The sequence below is a fragment of the Flavivirga amylovorans genome (genome assembly GCF_030540875.1).
Lineage (GTDB): Bacteria > Bacteroidota > Bacteroidia > Flavobacteriales > Flavobacteriaceae > Flavivirga > Flavivirga amylovorans.
This window is the reverse complement of record NZ_JAUOEM010000005.1, coordinates 301,133-316,069: the sequence shown is the minus strand read 5'-3', so window position 1 is coordinate 316,069 and position 14,937 is coordinate 301,133. Positions and strand designations below refer to the sequence as shown.

At 32.2% G+C, this 14,937-nt stretch carries 16 protein-coding genes; 8 read left to right on the top strand and 8 right to left on the bottom strand.

All coding sequences use genetic code 11. The features are described from left to right. The first annotated feature begins 21 nt into the window (after positions 1-21). Genes Q4Q39_RS15635 through Q4Q39_RS15625 form a run of 3 tightly spaced genes read left to right on the top strand, consistent with a single transcriptional unit; the run spans position 22 to position 1,800 of the window. A complete protein-coding gene (locus Q4Q39_RS15635) occupies positions 22-1,131 on the top strand; it encodes a hypothetical protein (protein ID WP_303283493.1) in 1,110 nt (369 codons plus the stop codon). 14 nt (positions 1,132-1,145) lie between these two features. Then, a complete protein-coding gene (locus tag Q4Q39_RS15630; protein ID WP_303283492.1) occupies positions 1,146-1,586 on the top strand; it encodes a hypothetical protein in 441 nt (146 codons plus the stop codon). Between the two features lies 1 nt (position 1,587). Further along, positions 1,588-1,800, top strand: a complete 213-nt coding sequence (locus Q4Q39_RS15625; RefSeq protein ID WP_303283491.1) for a hypothetical protein — start codon at positions 1,588-1,590, stop codon at positions 1,798-1,800. Positions 1,801-2,090: 290 nt separating this feature from the next. Here Q4Q39_RS15625 and Q4Q39_RS15620 read toward each other — a convergent pair whose 3' ends face one another. Further along, entirely contained in the window at positions 2,091-3,626 is a 1,536-nt protein-coding gene (locus Q4Q39_RS15620) for a YifB family Mg chelatase-like AAA ATPase (RefSeq protein WP_303283490.1), read from the bottom strand. A 133-nt stretch (positions 3,627-3,759) separates the two neighbouring features. Here Q4Q39_RS15620 and Q4Q39_RS15615 point away from each other — a divergent pair, with 133 nt between their 5' ends. Next, positions 3,760-3,963 carry a hypothetical protein gene (locus Q4Q39_RS15615; RefSeq protein WP_303283489.1) on the top strand — a complete coding sequence of 68 codons (204 nt, stop codon included), beginning with the start codon at positions 3,760-3,762 and terminating at the stop codon, positions 3,961-3,963. A 299-nt stretch (positions 3,964-4,262) separates the two neighbouring features. Here the strand turns inward: Q4Q39_RS15615 and Q4Q39_RS15610 are convergent, their stop codons facing one another. Next, positions 4,263-4,991, bottom strand: a complete 729-nt coding sequence (locus Q4Q39_RS15610) for a hypothetical protein (protein ID WP_303283488.1) — start codon at positions 4,989-4,991, stop codon at positions 4,263-4,265. Positions 4,992-5,316: 325 nt separating this feature from the next. On the opposite strand from Q4Q39_RS15610, the gene Q4Q39_RS15605 reads away from it, so the two are divergent. The 4 genes from Q4Q39_RS15605 to Q4Q39_RS15590 are packed head-to-tail and all read left to right on the top strand — an operon-like array spanning position 5,317 to position 7,839. Continuing rightward, a complete protein-coding gene (locus Q4Q39_RS15605; protein WP_303283486.1) occupies positions 5,317-5,820 on the top strand; it encodes a hypothetical protein in 504 nt (167 codons plus the stop codon). Between the two features lie 12 nt (positions 5,821-5,832). Further along, positions 5,833-6,480, top strand: a complete 648-nt coding sequence (locus Q4Q39_RS15600; protein WP_303283485.1) for a hypothetical protein — start codon at positions 5,833-5,835, stop codon at positions 6,478-6,480. A gap of 38 nt (positions 6,481-6,518) precedes the next feature. Then, the gene (locus tag Q4Q39_RS15595) at positions 6,519-7,226 is read left to right on the top strand and encodes a sensor histidine kinase (protein ID WP_345075315.1); all 708 of its coding nucleotides are present in this window, start codon (positions 6,519-6,521) and stop codon (positions 7,224-7,226) included. Beyond that, positions 7,198-7,839 carry a response regulator transcription factor gene (locus Q4Q39_RS15590; protein WP_303283483.1) on the top strand — a complete coding sequence of 214 codons (642 nt, stop codon included), beginning with the start codon at positions 7,198-7,200 and terminating at the stop codon, positions 7,837-7,839. Before Q4Q39_RS15595 ends, Q4Q39_RS15590 begins: the two co-directional genes overlap by 29 nt. 56 nt (positions 7,840-7,895) lie before the next feature. Here Q4Q39_RS15590 and Q4Q39_RS15585 read toward each other — a convergent pair whose 3' ends face one another. The 6 genes from Q4Q39_RS15585 to Q4Q39_RS15560 all read right to left on the bottom strand — a co-directional run bounded on the left by Q4Q39_RS15585 (position 7,896) and on the right by Q4Q39_RS15560 (position 14,935). Beyond that, entirely contained in the window at positions 7,896-9,176 is a 1,281-nt protein-coding gene (locus Q4Q39_RS15585) for an alginate export family protein (RefSeq protein ID WP_303283482.1), read from the bottom strand. Positions 9,177-9,328: 152 nt separating this feature from the next. Beyond that, positions 9,329-10,159 carry an ABC transporter ATP-binding protein gene (locus Q4Q39_RS15580; protein WP_303283481.1) on the bottom strand — a complete coding sequence of 277 codons (831 nt, stop codon included), beginning with the start codon at positions 10,157-10,159 and terminating at the stop codon, positions 9,329-9,331. Between the two features lie 9 nt (positions 10,160-10,168). Then, positions 10,169-11,017 carry an ABC transporter ATP-binding protein gene (locus tag Q4Q39_RS15575; RefSeq protein WP_303283480.1) on the bottom strand — a complete coding sequence of 283 codons (849 nt, stop codon included), beginning with the start codon at positions 11,015-11,017 and terminating at the stop codon, positions 10,169-10,171. A 77-nt stretch (positions 11,018-11,094) separates the two neighbouring features. Then, a complete protein-coding gene (locus tag Q4Q39_RS15570; protein ID WP_303283479.1) occupies positions 11,095-12,201 on the bottom strand; it encodes an ABC transporter permease in 1,107 nt (368 codons plus the stop codon). Positions 12,202-12,350: 149 nt separating this feature from the next. Continuing rightward, a complete protein-coding gene (locus tag Q4Q39_RS15565) occupies positions 12,351-13,745 on the bottom strand; it encodes a CmpA/NrtA family ABC transporter substrate-binding protein (protein WP_303283478.1) in 1,395 nt (464 codons plus the stop codon). A 482-nt stretch (positions 13,746-14,227) separates the two neighbouring features. After that, entirely contained in the window at positions 14,228-14,935 is a 708-nt protein-coding gene (locus Q4Q39_RS15560) for a cytochrome c3 family protein (protein ID WP_303283477.1), read from the bottom strand. Positions 14,936-14,937: the final 2 nt, after the last annotated feature.

The following is a 14,937-nucleotide window of genomic DNA, read 5'->3' as shown; positions in this document are numbered from 1 at the left end:
TAAATTTATAATATAAATTTCATGAACATATCGCCAATTAGAGCTGAGGGTAAATTACCTGACGTTAAATTTCTTATTAAAGATATTGGTAAAAAGATAAAGAATAATGATTTTATGCATGCGTCTAATAGAATCAATCAATTTTTTCATATAAACAATTTTAAAGAAGATTTATTTTGTAATATAGAATATCCTTATGTCGACTCTCATTATCGTGACTCATTTTATTTTTATCATTCTTCGAAAAATTACCATGTAGAAAAAGATTGTATACGAATTAGCTTTTTTGATACTCCATTTAATCTAGATAATCCTTTTTCAGATTTAATAAATGGTTTATCTACTTTTTTAGGAATTCTTGTAATTAGACCAACTAGAAATAATCAATTTGGCAGAATGATATTATCTCCAAATGCATTTACTATTCCGCCAATTGAAATAATTTGTAGAAAATATTATTTTACAGTACGCGGGATTAAATTAAATGTAGAAGCTTTTCAAAATTCTGGACAAGATAATGAATTGCATACCTGTAGTGAAACAAGCTTGCTAAGTGTTTTAAATTATTTTTCTAAATACGACCATTTCAAAGATAAAACTCCTTCTAAAATTTTCTCAGTTATTGATAGTTTACGCTACGAAAATATAGAACCAGGTAAGGGTATGAAACAAAATGAAATTTCTTTCGTTTTAAAGGAATTCGGATTTGGTGTTAGGTCATATTCAAGAACAAATAATAATGCTGAAGGATTTAAAAAAGCCTTTAATGATTATATTGAATCTGGTTTACCGGTCATAACAGTATTTTCTCAAATAGATGAAAAGTCAAAAAAAGTTGATTCCAGTCGGCTTGAAAATGTGGAATCATTAAGTAATGGCATTGCTCATTCTGTAATCTATATTGGTTATATGAACTCACAGATAGATGATTTTAAAATCAAAGCAAATTCTGTATCATTTAATAAATTTAATGGTACAACTATTCTTGATTATATAAATTCATTAACATCAAATAGAAAATACGTATTTATAGACGATAATCAAGCCCCATATAGAATTGGAGGTTTTTATAATCCTCTAAACTCATTTGATAAAAAAAATATTTTATTTCTGGTTTTGTTGTCCCCTTAACTAATCGAATTAGAATGGACTCTTACCGAGTAAGAAGAATATTTAAGGAAAAAATTATTGGTGATAAAAACTTATTCTTCACTAAAGAACTTAAAAAATATGGGGTATATCCGTTGGTATCTAGATTTCTTATAACCACCTCTAATGCATTCAAAAACTTTTACTGTTCAGATGCTAAAATTAAGCTGGATTTGAAATTAATATTAGATTCATTACATTTACCACGTTTTATTTGGCTGGTTGAGTTAATAAATGTTAATAAGTCTATTAATAATCAAGTAGTTGGACTATTGATTTTAGACCCTAATACTCCTACCTTTCCAGATACGCTTTTGTTTCAATATATTAATGGTAATTGTCAAGTTAACACTGAGAGTTCAAACGGATATAATGAAGAAAAATCGGTGAGTATCAAAACATTACCTAGATACACGCAAAACTTAAATTTATTTTAATATGCCTAGAAAGTATACTTCAGAAACAACAAGAGGAATATATCAACCTCTTAAAGAAATTTTCAAAGACGGAAAAAAAACAAAAAAAATGTCAATTCAAAAGCAAATTAAAATAGCTGATGAAATGGTCGAAATGGAATTTGAAATACGTGCTCAAGAAGCACGGGAATCAATCCAAAGTGAAAGCTTAATTATTACTGGAATAACTAATTAGAAATGGTCTTTAAAGACCATTTCTAATTAGTTATTTTTCTTTTTTTTTGATACAATTCTTGAATTTCTTCTATAAAGCTCGTGAAGAGCTTTATTAATTATTGAGTTTAGAGGGTTTTAGTTCTAGTTGTAAAATGGATATGAAACCCTGCTCGGGTATAGTATGTTCGCTGTCGCTAGTTTCCAAAACTAGTGGCGTTTATGAGTAAGCCTCCTATCTCTCCTAAAAAGTTTTACATATTTTATATTAACCCTAAAATAGATACAGATTCCTGCCTACGCAGGAATTCGTTACCCCAACCACCCCTCACGATCCAAACTCCTATATTGAATAGCCTCACTAATATGAGAACCATTCACTTCTTCTACACCCTCTAAATCCGCAATCGTCCTAGAAACTTTCAAAATACGATCATAAGCTCTAGCTGACAAATTCAAACGCTCCATAGCCGTTTTTAATAACTGTTTTGATGCTTCATCTAACAAACAATACTTCCGAATTTGCTTCGTATTCATTTGTGCATTATAATGTACCACATCAGATTCTTTAAAACGATTCGTTTGAATTTCTCTAGCTTTGGTAACTCGCTTTCTAATATCTACTGAGGTTTCTCCTTTTCGATCTTCAGATAACTTCTCAAAAGGTACAGGTGTTACTTCAATATGAATATCAATTCTATCTAATAACGGACCAGAAATTTTACTTAAATATCGCTGCATTTCGGCAGGGCTTGAGGTTACGGGAGCATTAGGATCGTTAAAATAGCCACCCGGACTTGGATTCATACTCGCTACCAACATAAACGACGATGGATATGTTACTGTAAACTTAGCACGAGAAATAGTCACTTCCCTATCTTCTAAGGGTTGTCTCAATACTTCTAAAACACCACGCTTAAATTCAGGTAATTCGTCTAAAAACAACACGCCATTATGAGATAAAGAGATCTCTCCTGGCTGTGGAAATGCGCCGCCACCGACTAAAGCAACATCCGAAATGGTATGGTGAGGACTCCTAAAAGGACGCTGCGCCATTAAGCCAGAATCTTTTACTCTACCAACCACAGAATGAATCTTTGTTGTTTCCAAAGCTTCATAAAGTGTCATTGGAGGTAAAATACTAGGTAAACGCTTTGCTAACATGGTTTTACCTGCTCCTGGTGGTCCGATTAAAATGATATTATGCCCGCCCGCAGCTGCAATTTCCATACAACGTTTAATCCCTTCCTGACCTTTTACATCTGAAAAATCAAATTCTGGAAATTCTAAATTTTTATAGAATTCATCACGGGTATTAATAATAGTTTGCTCTAGCGGTCCTCCTTTGTCAAAATAATTAATAACTTGCTTAATATTATCAATCCCATAAACTTCCAATCCATCGACAATGGCGGCTTCTTTGACATTATGTTTAGATAAGATAAAACCTTTAAACCCCTCTTCTCTTGCCTTAACCGCAATTGGTAAAGCGCCTTTTATTGGTTGTAAACTCCCATCAAGAGAGAGTTCTCCCATAATCAAATATTTTTCTAAATTTTCAGCTTGAATTTGCTTAGAAGCTGCTAAAATTCCAATAGCCAGTGTTAGGTCGTATGCGCTTCCCTCCTTTCGTAAATCGGCAGGAGCCATATTAATAGTAATTTTTTTTCCTGGTATTTTATAACCGTTATTCTGTAATGCTGCGGCAATACGATAATTACTTTCTTTAATAGCATTATCTGGTAATCCGACTAGATGATAACCTATTCCAGAATCAACATTAACCTCAACTGTAATGGTTGTTGCTTCCACACCAAAAACGGCGCTTCCAAAAACTTTTTTAAGCATATAATTTATTTATTGCTTAAATGTAGGAAAAATTACCTGTTATTAACTAATTCTAACAATGCTTTTAAAATTTTTTATTCTTATAATTTTTGCCTTCTATAAAAAACATTCATGAGAATATCCATTTGGGCACATGGCATCAATCACTCTGTCTGCTTCTGTCCAAAACTTATTAGCCTTTGGGTTTACAGATGACTTTGCTTTAGCAGTCCAGGTGCTTTGTTTACTTCTACATTCTAGAGATTCTCCAAGAGCCACGATCTCCCCAACCTACGCCATCTGGAGCATTACCATCATCAATGACAAAATACCATGTTTTGTCTTTTACATAACTTAAGTCTGAAGTAGCTGTGCTGTTTTCATTCCAATTACTATGATTGTTTGAGGTTGCAGAATAAAATAATAAGATATAGATATTATAAATGTACCCTTAGTAATATAATATGCAGAGGTTACTAAGGTAGGTACCAATGATAAGACATAAAAACATAAAACCCTAAAAATATTTCAGGGTTTTATTTAATACTTGGTATAAGAATCTACAACCATCCTAATAATAGAACATGCCAAGTACTTTTGTTACTTTCGTAAATTTTACCTCTAGTACCGAGCAGGTAACTTTAATTTACACAGCAACTAGGTAATCATATCTGTTGGCGATATTAACCTACGAATAGAAACAATATTACCTACTCTACTAAAAATATTCTTAATATATGTCAATACATTTAGTCCCCTTTTAAGTATGCCATAACTTTTATCATTATTATACTGTAAATGATAAGTACTGGGTAAGTAGTAAAAGAATCCTGATGTAAGATCTTTAATCGTGGATATTTTCATCCCTACTTTTGTAGTTTCATATAAATTTTCAATATCATTATTTGCAAATAAATCATCGCAAAGTAAAATAGGTGTATTATCAAGTACTTGTGTTGGTATGTCTTCTAATTCCATTTCTGTCTGTGCCTTAGTTTCTAAATATGTTTGTGTCATTACGGGTTCGTGTATAGCAGAGTCAAGTTTGGTGAAGTTTTCAACGAACCTTTCAGGTTCAATAGATGTAGATTTATAGTCTTGCTCATATCTTACTTCCATTTTATTATCATCAATAGTAAATATGAACGTAGATTTCGAAACACAACTATTAAAAATAGCCCAATACATATTTGTGCTGTAACCTTCTGGAGTTAAGGTATTTGTTTCATTATCATAATATTTGGGACTACATTTATCAAATATCTGAACATTTTTTCCATTGTTAGAAATAATGATTTTAGTTGTGATTTTTGAATCTTTATTATTATTAATCCAGATACCATCAATAGCGTTTTTAATAGTTAATATAGAATCGGTATCTTCCATTTTATATATGTTTTAAGATTGATTGATTTTTAGGTTTATCAATATTGGTACAAATATATTTTGAAAGTTGCTTTAATTTAAGAGTGAAAATCCCGAAAAGCTACAAGGAGATTATTCCAAAAAACACTGAGTGTTTTTATTTTATTTAAGGGGTGTTTTTCCCCTTTTTTAATATCTAAAGCATCTTTCAATCACTTCAAACACAACATAATTAACTAAAAATCAATAAATTATAAAACAAAACCATTCTATACATAGTTCTATATATCAAAAAATTCAAATATTAATATGTATTTTTGGAATAAACCATTTAATAAAAACTAAAATGAATACAAAATCAATTCAGAGGTTAGCTTTTTTCTTAGCAATTATGGCATTCTCTTTTCAATCATGTGAAGAAAAACCTAAACCTCCAAAAATTAAAGCTCCAAAGCAAATTATAGATTACGAGTATGCCAAAGAGTTAGAGGATGAATATAAAAATACTCGAAGTGCTATTATCAATAAGCACCTAGGAATAGAAGATACCCGAGAATTCTGGTTTGATCTGGAAGAATTAAAAAAATACATTGCATATGTAGAACAGGAGGCAGACTCATTGGGTTACACAAGATTAGGTATTCGTATTTATAATGGAGCCTACCCAAAAGAAAAGAGATTTCATGACCCAGGTTACTCAACTGTCTTTTTAGTTCCTACAGGTAATAAAACCAAGTCTAAAGCTAGTTTTTCTCCTATAAGTTCGACTTTTGTTATAAACGATAACATTCATGAAATTCCAGCATATAATTATGGCCATGCTGGAAAACCACCAAAAAACGTAAACTAAAGTATCATGTAAATGAGTGATTTTTATCCATATGTAATGTCATATTCTGTTAGTGCATTTGAATTTGCAGCTGCTGTTATTGCTACAATTCATTATAAGAAATACGTAAATTCATCTGAAGCTTACTTCTTGCATTTTTTATGGGTAACATTTTTTGTAGATTCCATATTAGGGCCATTAATTGGTATATACAACCCTGGTAATACGTGGCTCTATTATGGATATACAGGAATGAGTTTTTTATTTTATTACTGGTGGTATTATTCCATTTTAACAGAAAAATTATATAAGAAAATCATACTAACAATAAGTGCTATATTCATAATATTGTACGTATTAAATGGTATAAATATAGAACATCATAAATATAGTTTTATAATAGGTGCTTCTTTTGTATTAATTTTTGCTGGGTTTCACTTGCATCAATTATTTAACTCAAATTACACCTTAATTATAAAACATAAATTAAGCTTCTGGATAACCACCGCTTTAGTATTGTTTAACATAGGTATGATACCATTTATATTATTGTCTAAGTATTTTAATGTTTGGGCTCATAATTCTGTATTTGGTATTATTTTACTTTTTCTAAACATGGTATTGTATGGTTGCTACATAATAGGTTTTATATGGACGAAAAAGAAATACAATCATTTTTAATAATATCATCTGTTATATTATTTCTTTTAATAATGACAATGATTTCCCTCTTTGTTCTTTTTCAAAAAAGAAAGAATGCATTGCTATTAAAAAATGAGTTTGCTAAAAAACATTTTGAACAGGAAATATCTAAGGCTCAAATTGAAATTAGAGAAGAAACATTTAGAAATATTAGCTGGGAGCTACATGACAATATAGGTCAGTTATTAACTTTAGCAAAAATACAGTTACAAAGCGATTCTTCCATTAATGAAGTAAAAGGAACACTAGATAAATGTATTAAGGAATTAAGGATTTTATCTAAATTAATTAATCCCGATGCTCTAAAAAACATGTCTTTAGAGCAGGCGGTATCTGATGAAATTAATCGATTTAACAGACTTAACTTTATAGAATCGCAACTCACCATTAAAGGGCAACAAATAAAAATAGATAGTAAAATTGAAATTGTATTCTTTAGAATTTTACAAGAGTTTTTTTCAAATACGATAAAGCATGCAAAAGCTACTCATCTAGATGTTATATTAGATTACCAATCTGACATGCTAATTATTATAGCAAAAGACGATGGTTTGGGTTTTGATCTAAACAAGCAAAATCATTCTGGAATAGGTTTAACCAATATAAAGAGTAGAGCAAAGTTAGTAAACGCAAGCGCTACATTTACATCGGAACCTAATAAAGGAACTAAATTAACTATTACATACAAACTTAATCATGAAGGCACATACAATAGCAATTGTTGAAGATCATATTTTATTATCTCAGGCCATAGCAAGTCTAGTAGATTCTTTTAAAGATTTTAATGTGCTTTATACCTGCAAAAATGGTAAAGAGTTACTTACTAAACTTAAAACACCAAGTAATATTCCAGACATTATACTTATGGATGTTAATATGCCCATTCTGAATGGCATAGAGACTACGGAGATTGTAAAAAATGAATATCCTGAAGTAAAAGTTATTGCGCTTTCTGTTGAAGAAAATGATACCACCATCATAAAAATGTTAAAAGCTGGTGCAAAAGGTTATTTATTAAAAGATGTTGAAAAAGATATTTTAGAGTTAGCTTTATTAGAAACTGTAAAACATGGCTATTATCACACTAAAGATGTTTCTAATATTTTAATCAATTCTTTAAATAGTGACGATTCAGGTAAAATTCAATTAAAAGACAGAGAAATAGAGTTTATAATTCATACTTGTTCAGAAATGACTTATAAAGAAATAGCTGAGAAAATGTTTTTAAGCCCCAAAACCATAGATGGTTATAGAGATAATCTGTTCCAAAAACTACATGTTAAAAATAGAATAGGACTTGTTTTATATGCTATTAAGAATGGAATTTATAAAATATAAAAAAAGAGCCCTCTAAAAGAAGGCTCTTAAAGTATTAATCAGTCACTCTAAGTTATCTATTTCTTACCATTTAAAAATTTAGGTTTTAGCACTAACATAGCCCAAGCCCAATTTTGTGTATCTGATGCAGCATCTTCTGTAATACCTTTTAACTCATACATCCCATCTGAAGGGAACATATGTGAATATCCAGCTACTAAAGCATACCCTTTAAATTCCTTTTTGAAAACCAAATCAATTTCTGTTCCTAATGATTTCTCACCGCTAGGCAACTCTTTATCTCCGCTAAAATTTAAGGCTTTAACCATCAGGCTAGAAGTTTTATTGAATTTAAAGTTCGCACTTGCGTGAACATCAAATAAACCGATAGAGTTGCCATGGTTCCCTACGTAAAAATAATCCATAAGTCCATTAAATTTATGATTGGTACCATACAAAGGAAAGAACGCGCCTGTTTCTCCAGGATCAGCATCATTACCACTAATAAGTTCCACACCTGCTCCTAATTGAACCTTATCAGACGCTTTGTATGTTAGATCCAAACCTAAAAGATACGCGCCTTTTACATCTATGTCATTTTGTCTTTTACCGGTTTGTACAAATGCATTAGCAGCAACCGCAAAACTCCCTTGTCCGTAGTTTAAATGAGTTCCTAACGTTTGAAGGTTACTCACACCATCAGGTTCATTACTTGTATCAAATTCCTGGAAACCATTATTCATTAATAGCAAACTACCTGAAAAGTTTTCCCAAGCTTGTTTTATATAGGCATACTGCATGGTTTTATATGAAAAGAAACCTGTAGTGTTATACGCTGTTCCGACTGACTGAAAACCTGTTGGGTTAGAGTAATCCTGGTTAAATGCGAATGCAACATCTATTAAGAATTTGTTCTTTTTATATTTTATCAACGCCGCATCGTGGTTACGTCCCTGTTGTGCCCAGTCTAATCCCCCAAGAATACGCTGATCGTCATAAGACAACACCTGACGTCCTAACTTTGTTGACCATCCAGATCCGAAATTAATTTCTGCCCAAGCTTGAAAAACTGCAAACGAGTTATTCTGATCGTAAGGTAGAATCTGTCTATTTTCTCCCCAAACCAAAATATCCTGAAAGCTCACATAAAACTTATAAGCATCTACTGAATACCCAGCATTTAAACGTATACGGGTTGAGATACCATAACCAGCATCTGCATCGTCAGCTATAAGGCTTCCAAAACCGTTACGATATTCTGTACGTGGACGAAATTCACCATCTAAAGTAAATTGCGCTTGTGCAAAATTTAAGCACCCTGCTAGTAATAACCCCAATATTACATATTGTTTTTTCATCTTTTTTAATTTTTAAGTTGTTTGTGTTTTTTGAGTTTAATTATATTGTTAATTATTGCTTGTCAAATGTAAAAAGACAAAAACGTCTTATTTATGACAAATCTCATATAACCTAATATTTATAATATTATGGTTTTGAGTGATTTCATTGATTAATGTTCTAAAAAATCGATTAAATGTTTTCTGTACTTATAATAGTCTTCATGTTCTAAAACGGTTTTACGCGTTCTTGGTCTTTCAAAATCAATATTTAAAATATCACCTATTTTAGCTTTTGGCCCACTGGTCATCATCACGACACGATCTGCTAAAAAAATAGCTTCATCAACATCATGCGTAATCATGACAGCAGTAATTTTTTCTTTGTTCCATATTTCAATTAAAATATCCTGAAGCTCCCCTCTTGTTAAAGAATCTAACATCCCAAAAGGTTCATCCAGCAATAACACTTTTGGTTTTATAGCAAACGCTCTGGCTATCCCAACACGTTGCTGCATGCCTTGAGATAATTCCGATGCTTTTTTATTAAAGGCGTCCTCTAACCCTACCTTTTGTAAATAGTATTTCGCAATATCATTTCTTTGAGATTTCGTAGCATGTGGAAAAACTTGATTAACGCCTAATAATACATTTTGAAGAGACGTCATCCATGGCATTAAGCTAGGTGATTGAAAAATAACGCCCCTATCTGGTCCTGGTCCTTTTATATGTTTCCCTAATACAGAAATGTTACCCCCAGAAATGGCATTAAGACCAGCAATCATTGAAAGCATGGTTGTTTTACCACAACCTGAATGCCCGATAATAGTCACAAATTCTTCCTTTCTTATTTGGAGGTTCAAATCTTCAAGAACAACATAATCGCCTTTTGGTGTTGGATATACCTTCTTTAACTTTTTTAGATCCAACATCACCTGAGATGAAGGAAAAAGAGTGGTATTAGTAATACTATCTGTTTTTGTTTTTTCTATAGTAGTAGTCATTTGATTCCTTTATTTAAATTGATTAACAAAATCCTTCGGACTCAAATCTGGAAGTACAAATTCTTCTCTAGCCTGTGATTTTCTTTCGTCTCCAATATTCATTAAATACTCTATAATAGCATTTCTGGTTTCTTTAAAATTCATATTATCGTTCAGCTCCGTTTTGTCTCTAGGGCGTTCTATATCTATTTTAAATTCAGGCCCTAAAGTGGCATTTGGCCCTGGCTTTAAAGGTATAATACGGTCTGCCATATATAGACCTTCATCGACATCGTTAGTAATTAACAACGCGGTTCGTTTATCTTTTCCCCAAATATTTAAAATTTCATCTTGAAGATTACCTCTGGTTAAGGCATCCAATGCTCCTAAAGGTTCATCCATGATAATCATTTCTGGTTTCATAGATAAAGCTCTAGCAACGGCAACACGCTGACGCATCCCTCCAGATAATTCCTTTGGACGCTTATTAATTGCCGGTGTTAAACTCACCATTTCAACGTACTCTGCTACTAGTTCGTTCAATTCCTTTTTACTTTTTTTTGGAAAGGCCTCTTTTACTGCCATGAAAACATTCTGACCAACTGTTAACCATGGCAATAATGAATAGTTCTGAAAAATAACGCCTCGTTCATGGCTCGTACCAGAAACAGGCTCGCCTTTAAATAACACCTCTCCCTTTGTTGGTTCCAACAATCCATTAATGAGGTTTACCAAGGTTGTTTTTCCACTTCCAGTAAATCCCACAATAGCAACAAATTCTCCTTCTTCAATTGATAAATTTATATTCGAAAGCACTTCAGTTTCATGATCCCCTTGACCGTAAGTCTTATATATATTATTTAATTCTAAATATGCCATTTCTTATTATTTATTTGTTGATTCGTTTGTTTGTTTAATCGCTTGTTTTATTTACACGATTCAACAATTAAACATAATTATATACCATCATTTTTATTAAACGACACCGCATTTTGAATAGTCAACATAATTCGGTCTAATAAAAAACCTATAATTCCTATAACAAACATGGCCACAATAATTTTAGAATTTGAATCATTGGCACCATTTTGGAATTCTTCCCAAACAAAGAGTCCCAAACCTGGACTTTGCGCTAATAATTCAATAGCAATTAATACCATCCACGCTACAGACAATGTAATCTTTAATCCTGTAAATATTAAAGGCAAAGATGACGGTAAAATCACTTTAAACACTTTTTGAAAAGGCCCTAATTTCAAAACTTTAGCTACATTTATATAATCTTTATCTACAGATGATACTCCCATAGCCGTATTAACTAAAGTGGCCCACATAGAACATAACCCAACACTTATAAATGAAATGATGAATGAGCTATCTCCATTGGAATCTATTAAGATCGTTTTAACGATCATAAATACCAACAGATACCAGACAACTGGAGATACGGGCTTAAAAATTTGAACAAACCAATTAAAAGCACTTTTTAAAGTAGGACTTAACCCTATAAGAACTCCAATAGGAACCGCTATTATTAAAGCTAATAGAAAACCAGCAAATACTGTTTTTAAACTCATAATAATTTGATCTATAAAAGACGGTCTACCAGTATAGGTTATGGGTGCTTTACCTTCAGCAATTCGCTTCGCATTTAATGTGGCTGTCTTCTCTATAAATGCTGCCTTATCTGCACTAATGATATTATGATCTCTCAATAATGATTTATAAGAATCCCAAACCTGACTAGGTGATGGTAGTGTATTGGGCTGACAACTTATATCGCCAGATGCAATACATTCCCGCATAGCTTCTGCAGCTGCTGGACCTTGGTCTGTAAGTGCTTTTTCAATTTTAAAATCGGCTTCTCTATTATATAAATATTTTGAACCTACATGCCATAGCCCGATAAATAACAGTATGGAAGCAAGTGGTACGAATACCTTACGTAAGAAGTTTTTAAAATCTTCTTTGTCTAGCTTCCCAGTAAATAGATCTTTTAAAGTACTTAAAAAACCTAATCCCATAAATTTAGTTACTTTTCCTAATGTTATGCTTTGTTTCATGATTACTTCTTATTTAGTGTTGTAATTGTTTTAAAGTTTTAAAACTAGAACTTAGCTATTTGTCATTTCGACAGAGTGAGGAACGAGCAACGAGAAATCTCAAAAGTGATGAGATTTCTCCTCATTCTTCGTCCGGAATGACAACACAATTATTGTACTGCTTTATCTTTATTCCCTATAGAGAAACTATTGATATATGAAATTGGATCTTTAGCATCGTAAGCTGTTCCATCTATAAAATCTGTAGTTGCTGGTTTGTAACCATCAGTATTCGGGATATCAGTTGCTGGAATATGTCCTTCTTCAACTAAAAGATCAGCCGCTTTTTTCCAGATATCTGGTCGGTATACATCTTTGATAGTTTCTGCATACCATTCGGCTGGTTTAGCTTCTGGTATTTGTCCCCATCTTCTCATTTGAGTTAAAAACCAGATACCATCAGAATAGAAAGGATAGGTTGCATGGTACTTATAGAATACATTAAAATCTGGCATCTCACGTTTGTCTCCTTTTTCAAACTCAAATGTTCCTGTCATAGAATTTGCTAATACCGCTTCGTCTGCACCAACATATTGAGACATCGATAATATCTTAACTGCCTCTGCTCTATTTCCTGGTTCATCTAACCACTGCCCTGCTCTAATTAGAGCTTTAGTCACTGCTATTGCTGTATTTGGGTTCTCATCGATAAATTTCTTTGTCATGACAAATACTTTCTCCGGGTTGTTTTTCCAGATATCATAATTTGTAGTTACAGGCACACCAATCCCTTTAAATACGGCTTGTTGATTCCATGGCTCTCCAACACAATATCCATAAATAGTACCTGCTTCTAGTGTTGCTGGCATTTGTGGCGGTGGTGTTACAGATAATAAAACGTCTGCATCTATTTGCCCTTGTACATTTTCAGCAGTATACATACCAGGATGAATACCAGCTGCTGCTAACCAATATCTTATTTCATAGTTATGCGTAGATACTGGAAATACCATACCCATTTTAAAGGCTTTTCCTGAGTTTTTATAATCTTCAATAACTGGTTTTAAAGCATCTGCTTTAATAGGGTGAATAGGTTTACCATCTGCTCCTTTTGGTACATTTGACTTCATTTTAGACCACACATCATTCGAAACAGTAATACCATTACCATTAAGATCCATTGAAAAAGGCGTTACCAATTTTGCTTGTCTACCAAACCCTGCAGCTGCTGCTATAGGTTGTCCAGCTAACATGTGTGATCCATCCAACTGTCCATCAATGACACGATCTAATACATTTTTCCAGTTAGATTGTGCTTCCACTGAAACAAAGAGTCCTTCATCTTCAAAAAATCCTTTTTCTTTGGCAATCGCTAAAGGTGCCATATCTGTTAGTTTGATAAAGCCAAATGTTAATTGTGGTTTTTCAATTTCAAGGGTTTTTGTTTTTGAAGCTTCAGCTGTTACGTTTTCAGCTAAAGTTTGCTTTTTTTCCTTACTACCGCAAGAGCATAGCAAAACTACTACTGGTAGAATCCAAGATGACTTTTTAATTATAGATTTCATAATTTTTAGTTTTAAATTAACTAAGTATTTATACTTATTTAAAGCAAATATATAAGTATTAACACTTATAGTTTATGCAAATACACATATGCAATCATCTTTTTTCACATAGTCAAACCTGCAAAAAAACATAAAATCATCATAAAAGTCTGATTTTAAAATAATTAAATATTAAAAAGAGATACTAAACACTCTACGTAATTGGTATAAAAAAGTAACAGTATTTGTGTTTTTAATAAAAATAAAGGCCAAACATTAATGCTATTTATTTGTCTCTAACAGGAAAGCATACAGAAAATAATAAACGAACGTAAGTTTAACACAAGTACACATGTAAATTATTGACTTAAAGCAGTTTGATTTATTCTGTCAGGTTGAGCCTTTCGACTCGACTCAAGACAGGCTAAAGTCGAAACCTAATTGAAATAGCGAAATTTTTGGTACCTTTCGACTCACATTAAAGGAGAATAATATTTATGACTTTATTTATCTAAAGTCTTTAACCACGCCTCTTGGGATAAAGCCCTGTATTTTTTATTTGTTCCATAAGGGTCTGCACCACCTTCAAAATAGTTTTGAATAGATTTCATAGGAATTGTATCTGATAGTTTTTCAGGAACATCATATTTGTGGTTACCATGAAAATCATGACATTGTATACAGGTAAACCATTCTTCTTTTGCAATTAGGTTTTTATGAGATATGTCTAATGGGTCGTTTTCTACCTCTAAATCCTGGTGGCAATTAATGCAGTAATTAATTGAAGCTACAGATACGCGTTCCTCTTGATGCTCTGTATGGCAAGTAATGCAAGTGGTCGCGTCAATATGTTTTACCGCTTTTTTAAATCTTGGTTCGGAAAATCGATGGGTAGGATGTCTATCATTGGCTCTGTCATGACATTGCAGACAGTTATCTACAGTAACATCTTTAGTTCCAAAATCTACACTTTTATCTCTGGCTCCAAAAGTATGTGATATATTAGACTGTACTTGTTGCAGTAAATTTCCTTTAGCATCTGCGTGGCATGAAAAACAGGAAAGGTCTTGATGTCCTGTATTCATCGGGCCAATTGATATGTATTCTTCAGTGCTATTTAAAGTTAAGATATAAAATATGGAAGTTCCCAAAATAACACCTATAACCCCTCCTAAAAATTGTCTTTTTCGTAATGGACTTACCTTAAACATGC

What these genes read in the sequence shown, in the direction of transcription:
- Q4Q39_RS15615 (WP_303283489.1), top strand. Translation starts at nt 3,760, where the DNA reads ATGGCATCAATCACTCTGTCTGCTTCTGTCCAAAACTTATTAGCCTTT.
- Q4Q39_RS15625 (WP_303283491.1), top strand. Translation starts at nt 1,588, where the DNA reads ATGCCTAGAAAGTATACTTCAGAAACAACAAGAGGAATATATCAACCT.
- Q4Q39_RS15635 (WP_303283493.1), top strand. Translation starts at nt 22, where the DNA reads ATGAACATATCGCCAATTAGAGCTGAGGGTAAATTACCTGACGTTAAA.
- Q4Q39_RS15585 (WP_303283482.1), bottom strand. Translation starts at nt 9,176, where the DNA reads ATGAAAAAACAATATGTAATATTGGGGTTATTACTAGCAGGGTGCTTA.
- Q4Q39_RS15580 (WP_303283481.1), bottom strand. Translation starts at nt 10,159, where the DNA reads ATGACTACTACTATAGAAAAAACAAAAACAGATAGTATTACTAATACC.
- Q4Q39_RS15595 (WP_345075315.1), top strand. Translation starts at nt 6,519, where the DNA reads ATGATTTCCCTCTTTGTTCTTTTTCAAAAAAGAAAGAATGCATTGCTA.
- Q4Q39_RS15590 (WP_303283483.1), top strand. Translation starts at nt 7,198, where the DNA reads ATGAAGGCACATACAATAGCAATTGTTGAAGATCATATTTTATTATCT.
- Q4Q39_RS15620 (WP_303283490.1), bottom strand. Translation starts at nt 3,626, where the DNA reads ATGCTTAAAAAAGTTTTTGGAAGCGCCGTTTTTGGTGTGGAAGCAACA.
- Q4Q39_RS15630 (WP_303283492.1), top strand. Translation starts at nt 1,146, where the DNA reads ATGGACTCTTACCGAGTAAGAAGAATATTTAAGGAAAAAATTATTGGT.
- Q4Q39_RS15570 (WP_303283479.1), bottom strand. Translation starts at nt 12,201, where the DNA reads ATGAAACAAAGCATAACATTAGGAAAAGTAACTAAATTTATGGGATTA.
- Q4Q39_RS15605 (WP_303283486.1), top strand. Translation starts at nt 5,317, where the DNA reads ATGAATACAAAATCAATTCAGAGGTTAGCTTTTTTCTTAGCAATTATG.
- Q4Q39_RS15565 (WP_303283478.1), bottom strand. Translation starts at nt 13,745, where the DNA reads ATGAAATCTATAATTAAAAAGTCATCTTGGATTCTACCAGTAGTAGTT.
- Q4Q39_RS15575 (WP_303283480.1), bottom strand. Translation starts at nt 11,017, where the DNA reads ATGGCATATTTAGAATTAAATAATATATATAAGACTTACGGTCAAGGG.
- Q4Q39_RS15600 (WP_303283485.1), top strand. Translation starts at nt 5,833, where the DNA reads ATGAGTGATTTTTATCCATATGTAATGTCATATTCTGTTAGTGCATTT.
- Q4Q39_RS15560 (WP_303283477.1), bottom strand. Translation starts at nt 14,935, where the DNA reads ATGTTTAAGGTAAGTCCATTACGAAAAAGACAATTTTTAGGAGGGGTT.
- Q4Q39_RS15610 (WP_303283488.1), bottom strand. Translation starts at nt 4,991, where the DNA reads ATGGAAGATACCGATTCTATATTAACTATTAAAAACGCTATTGATGGT.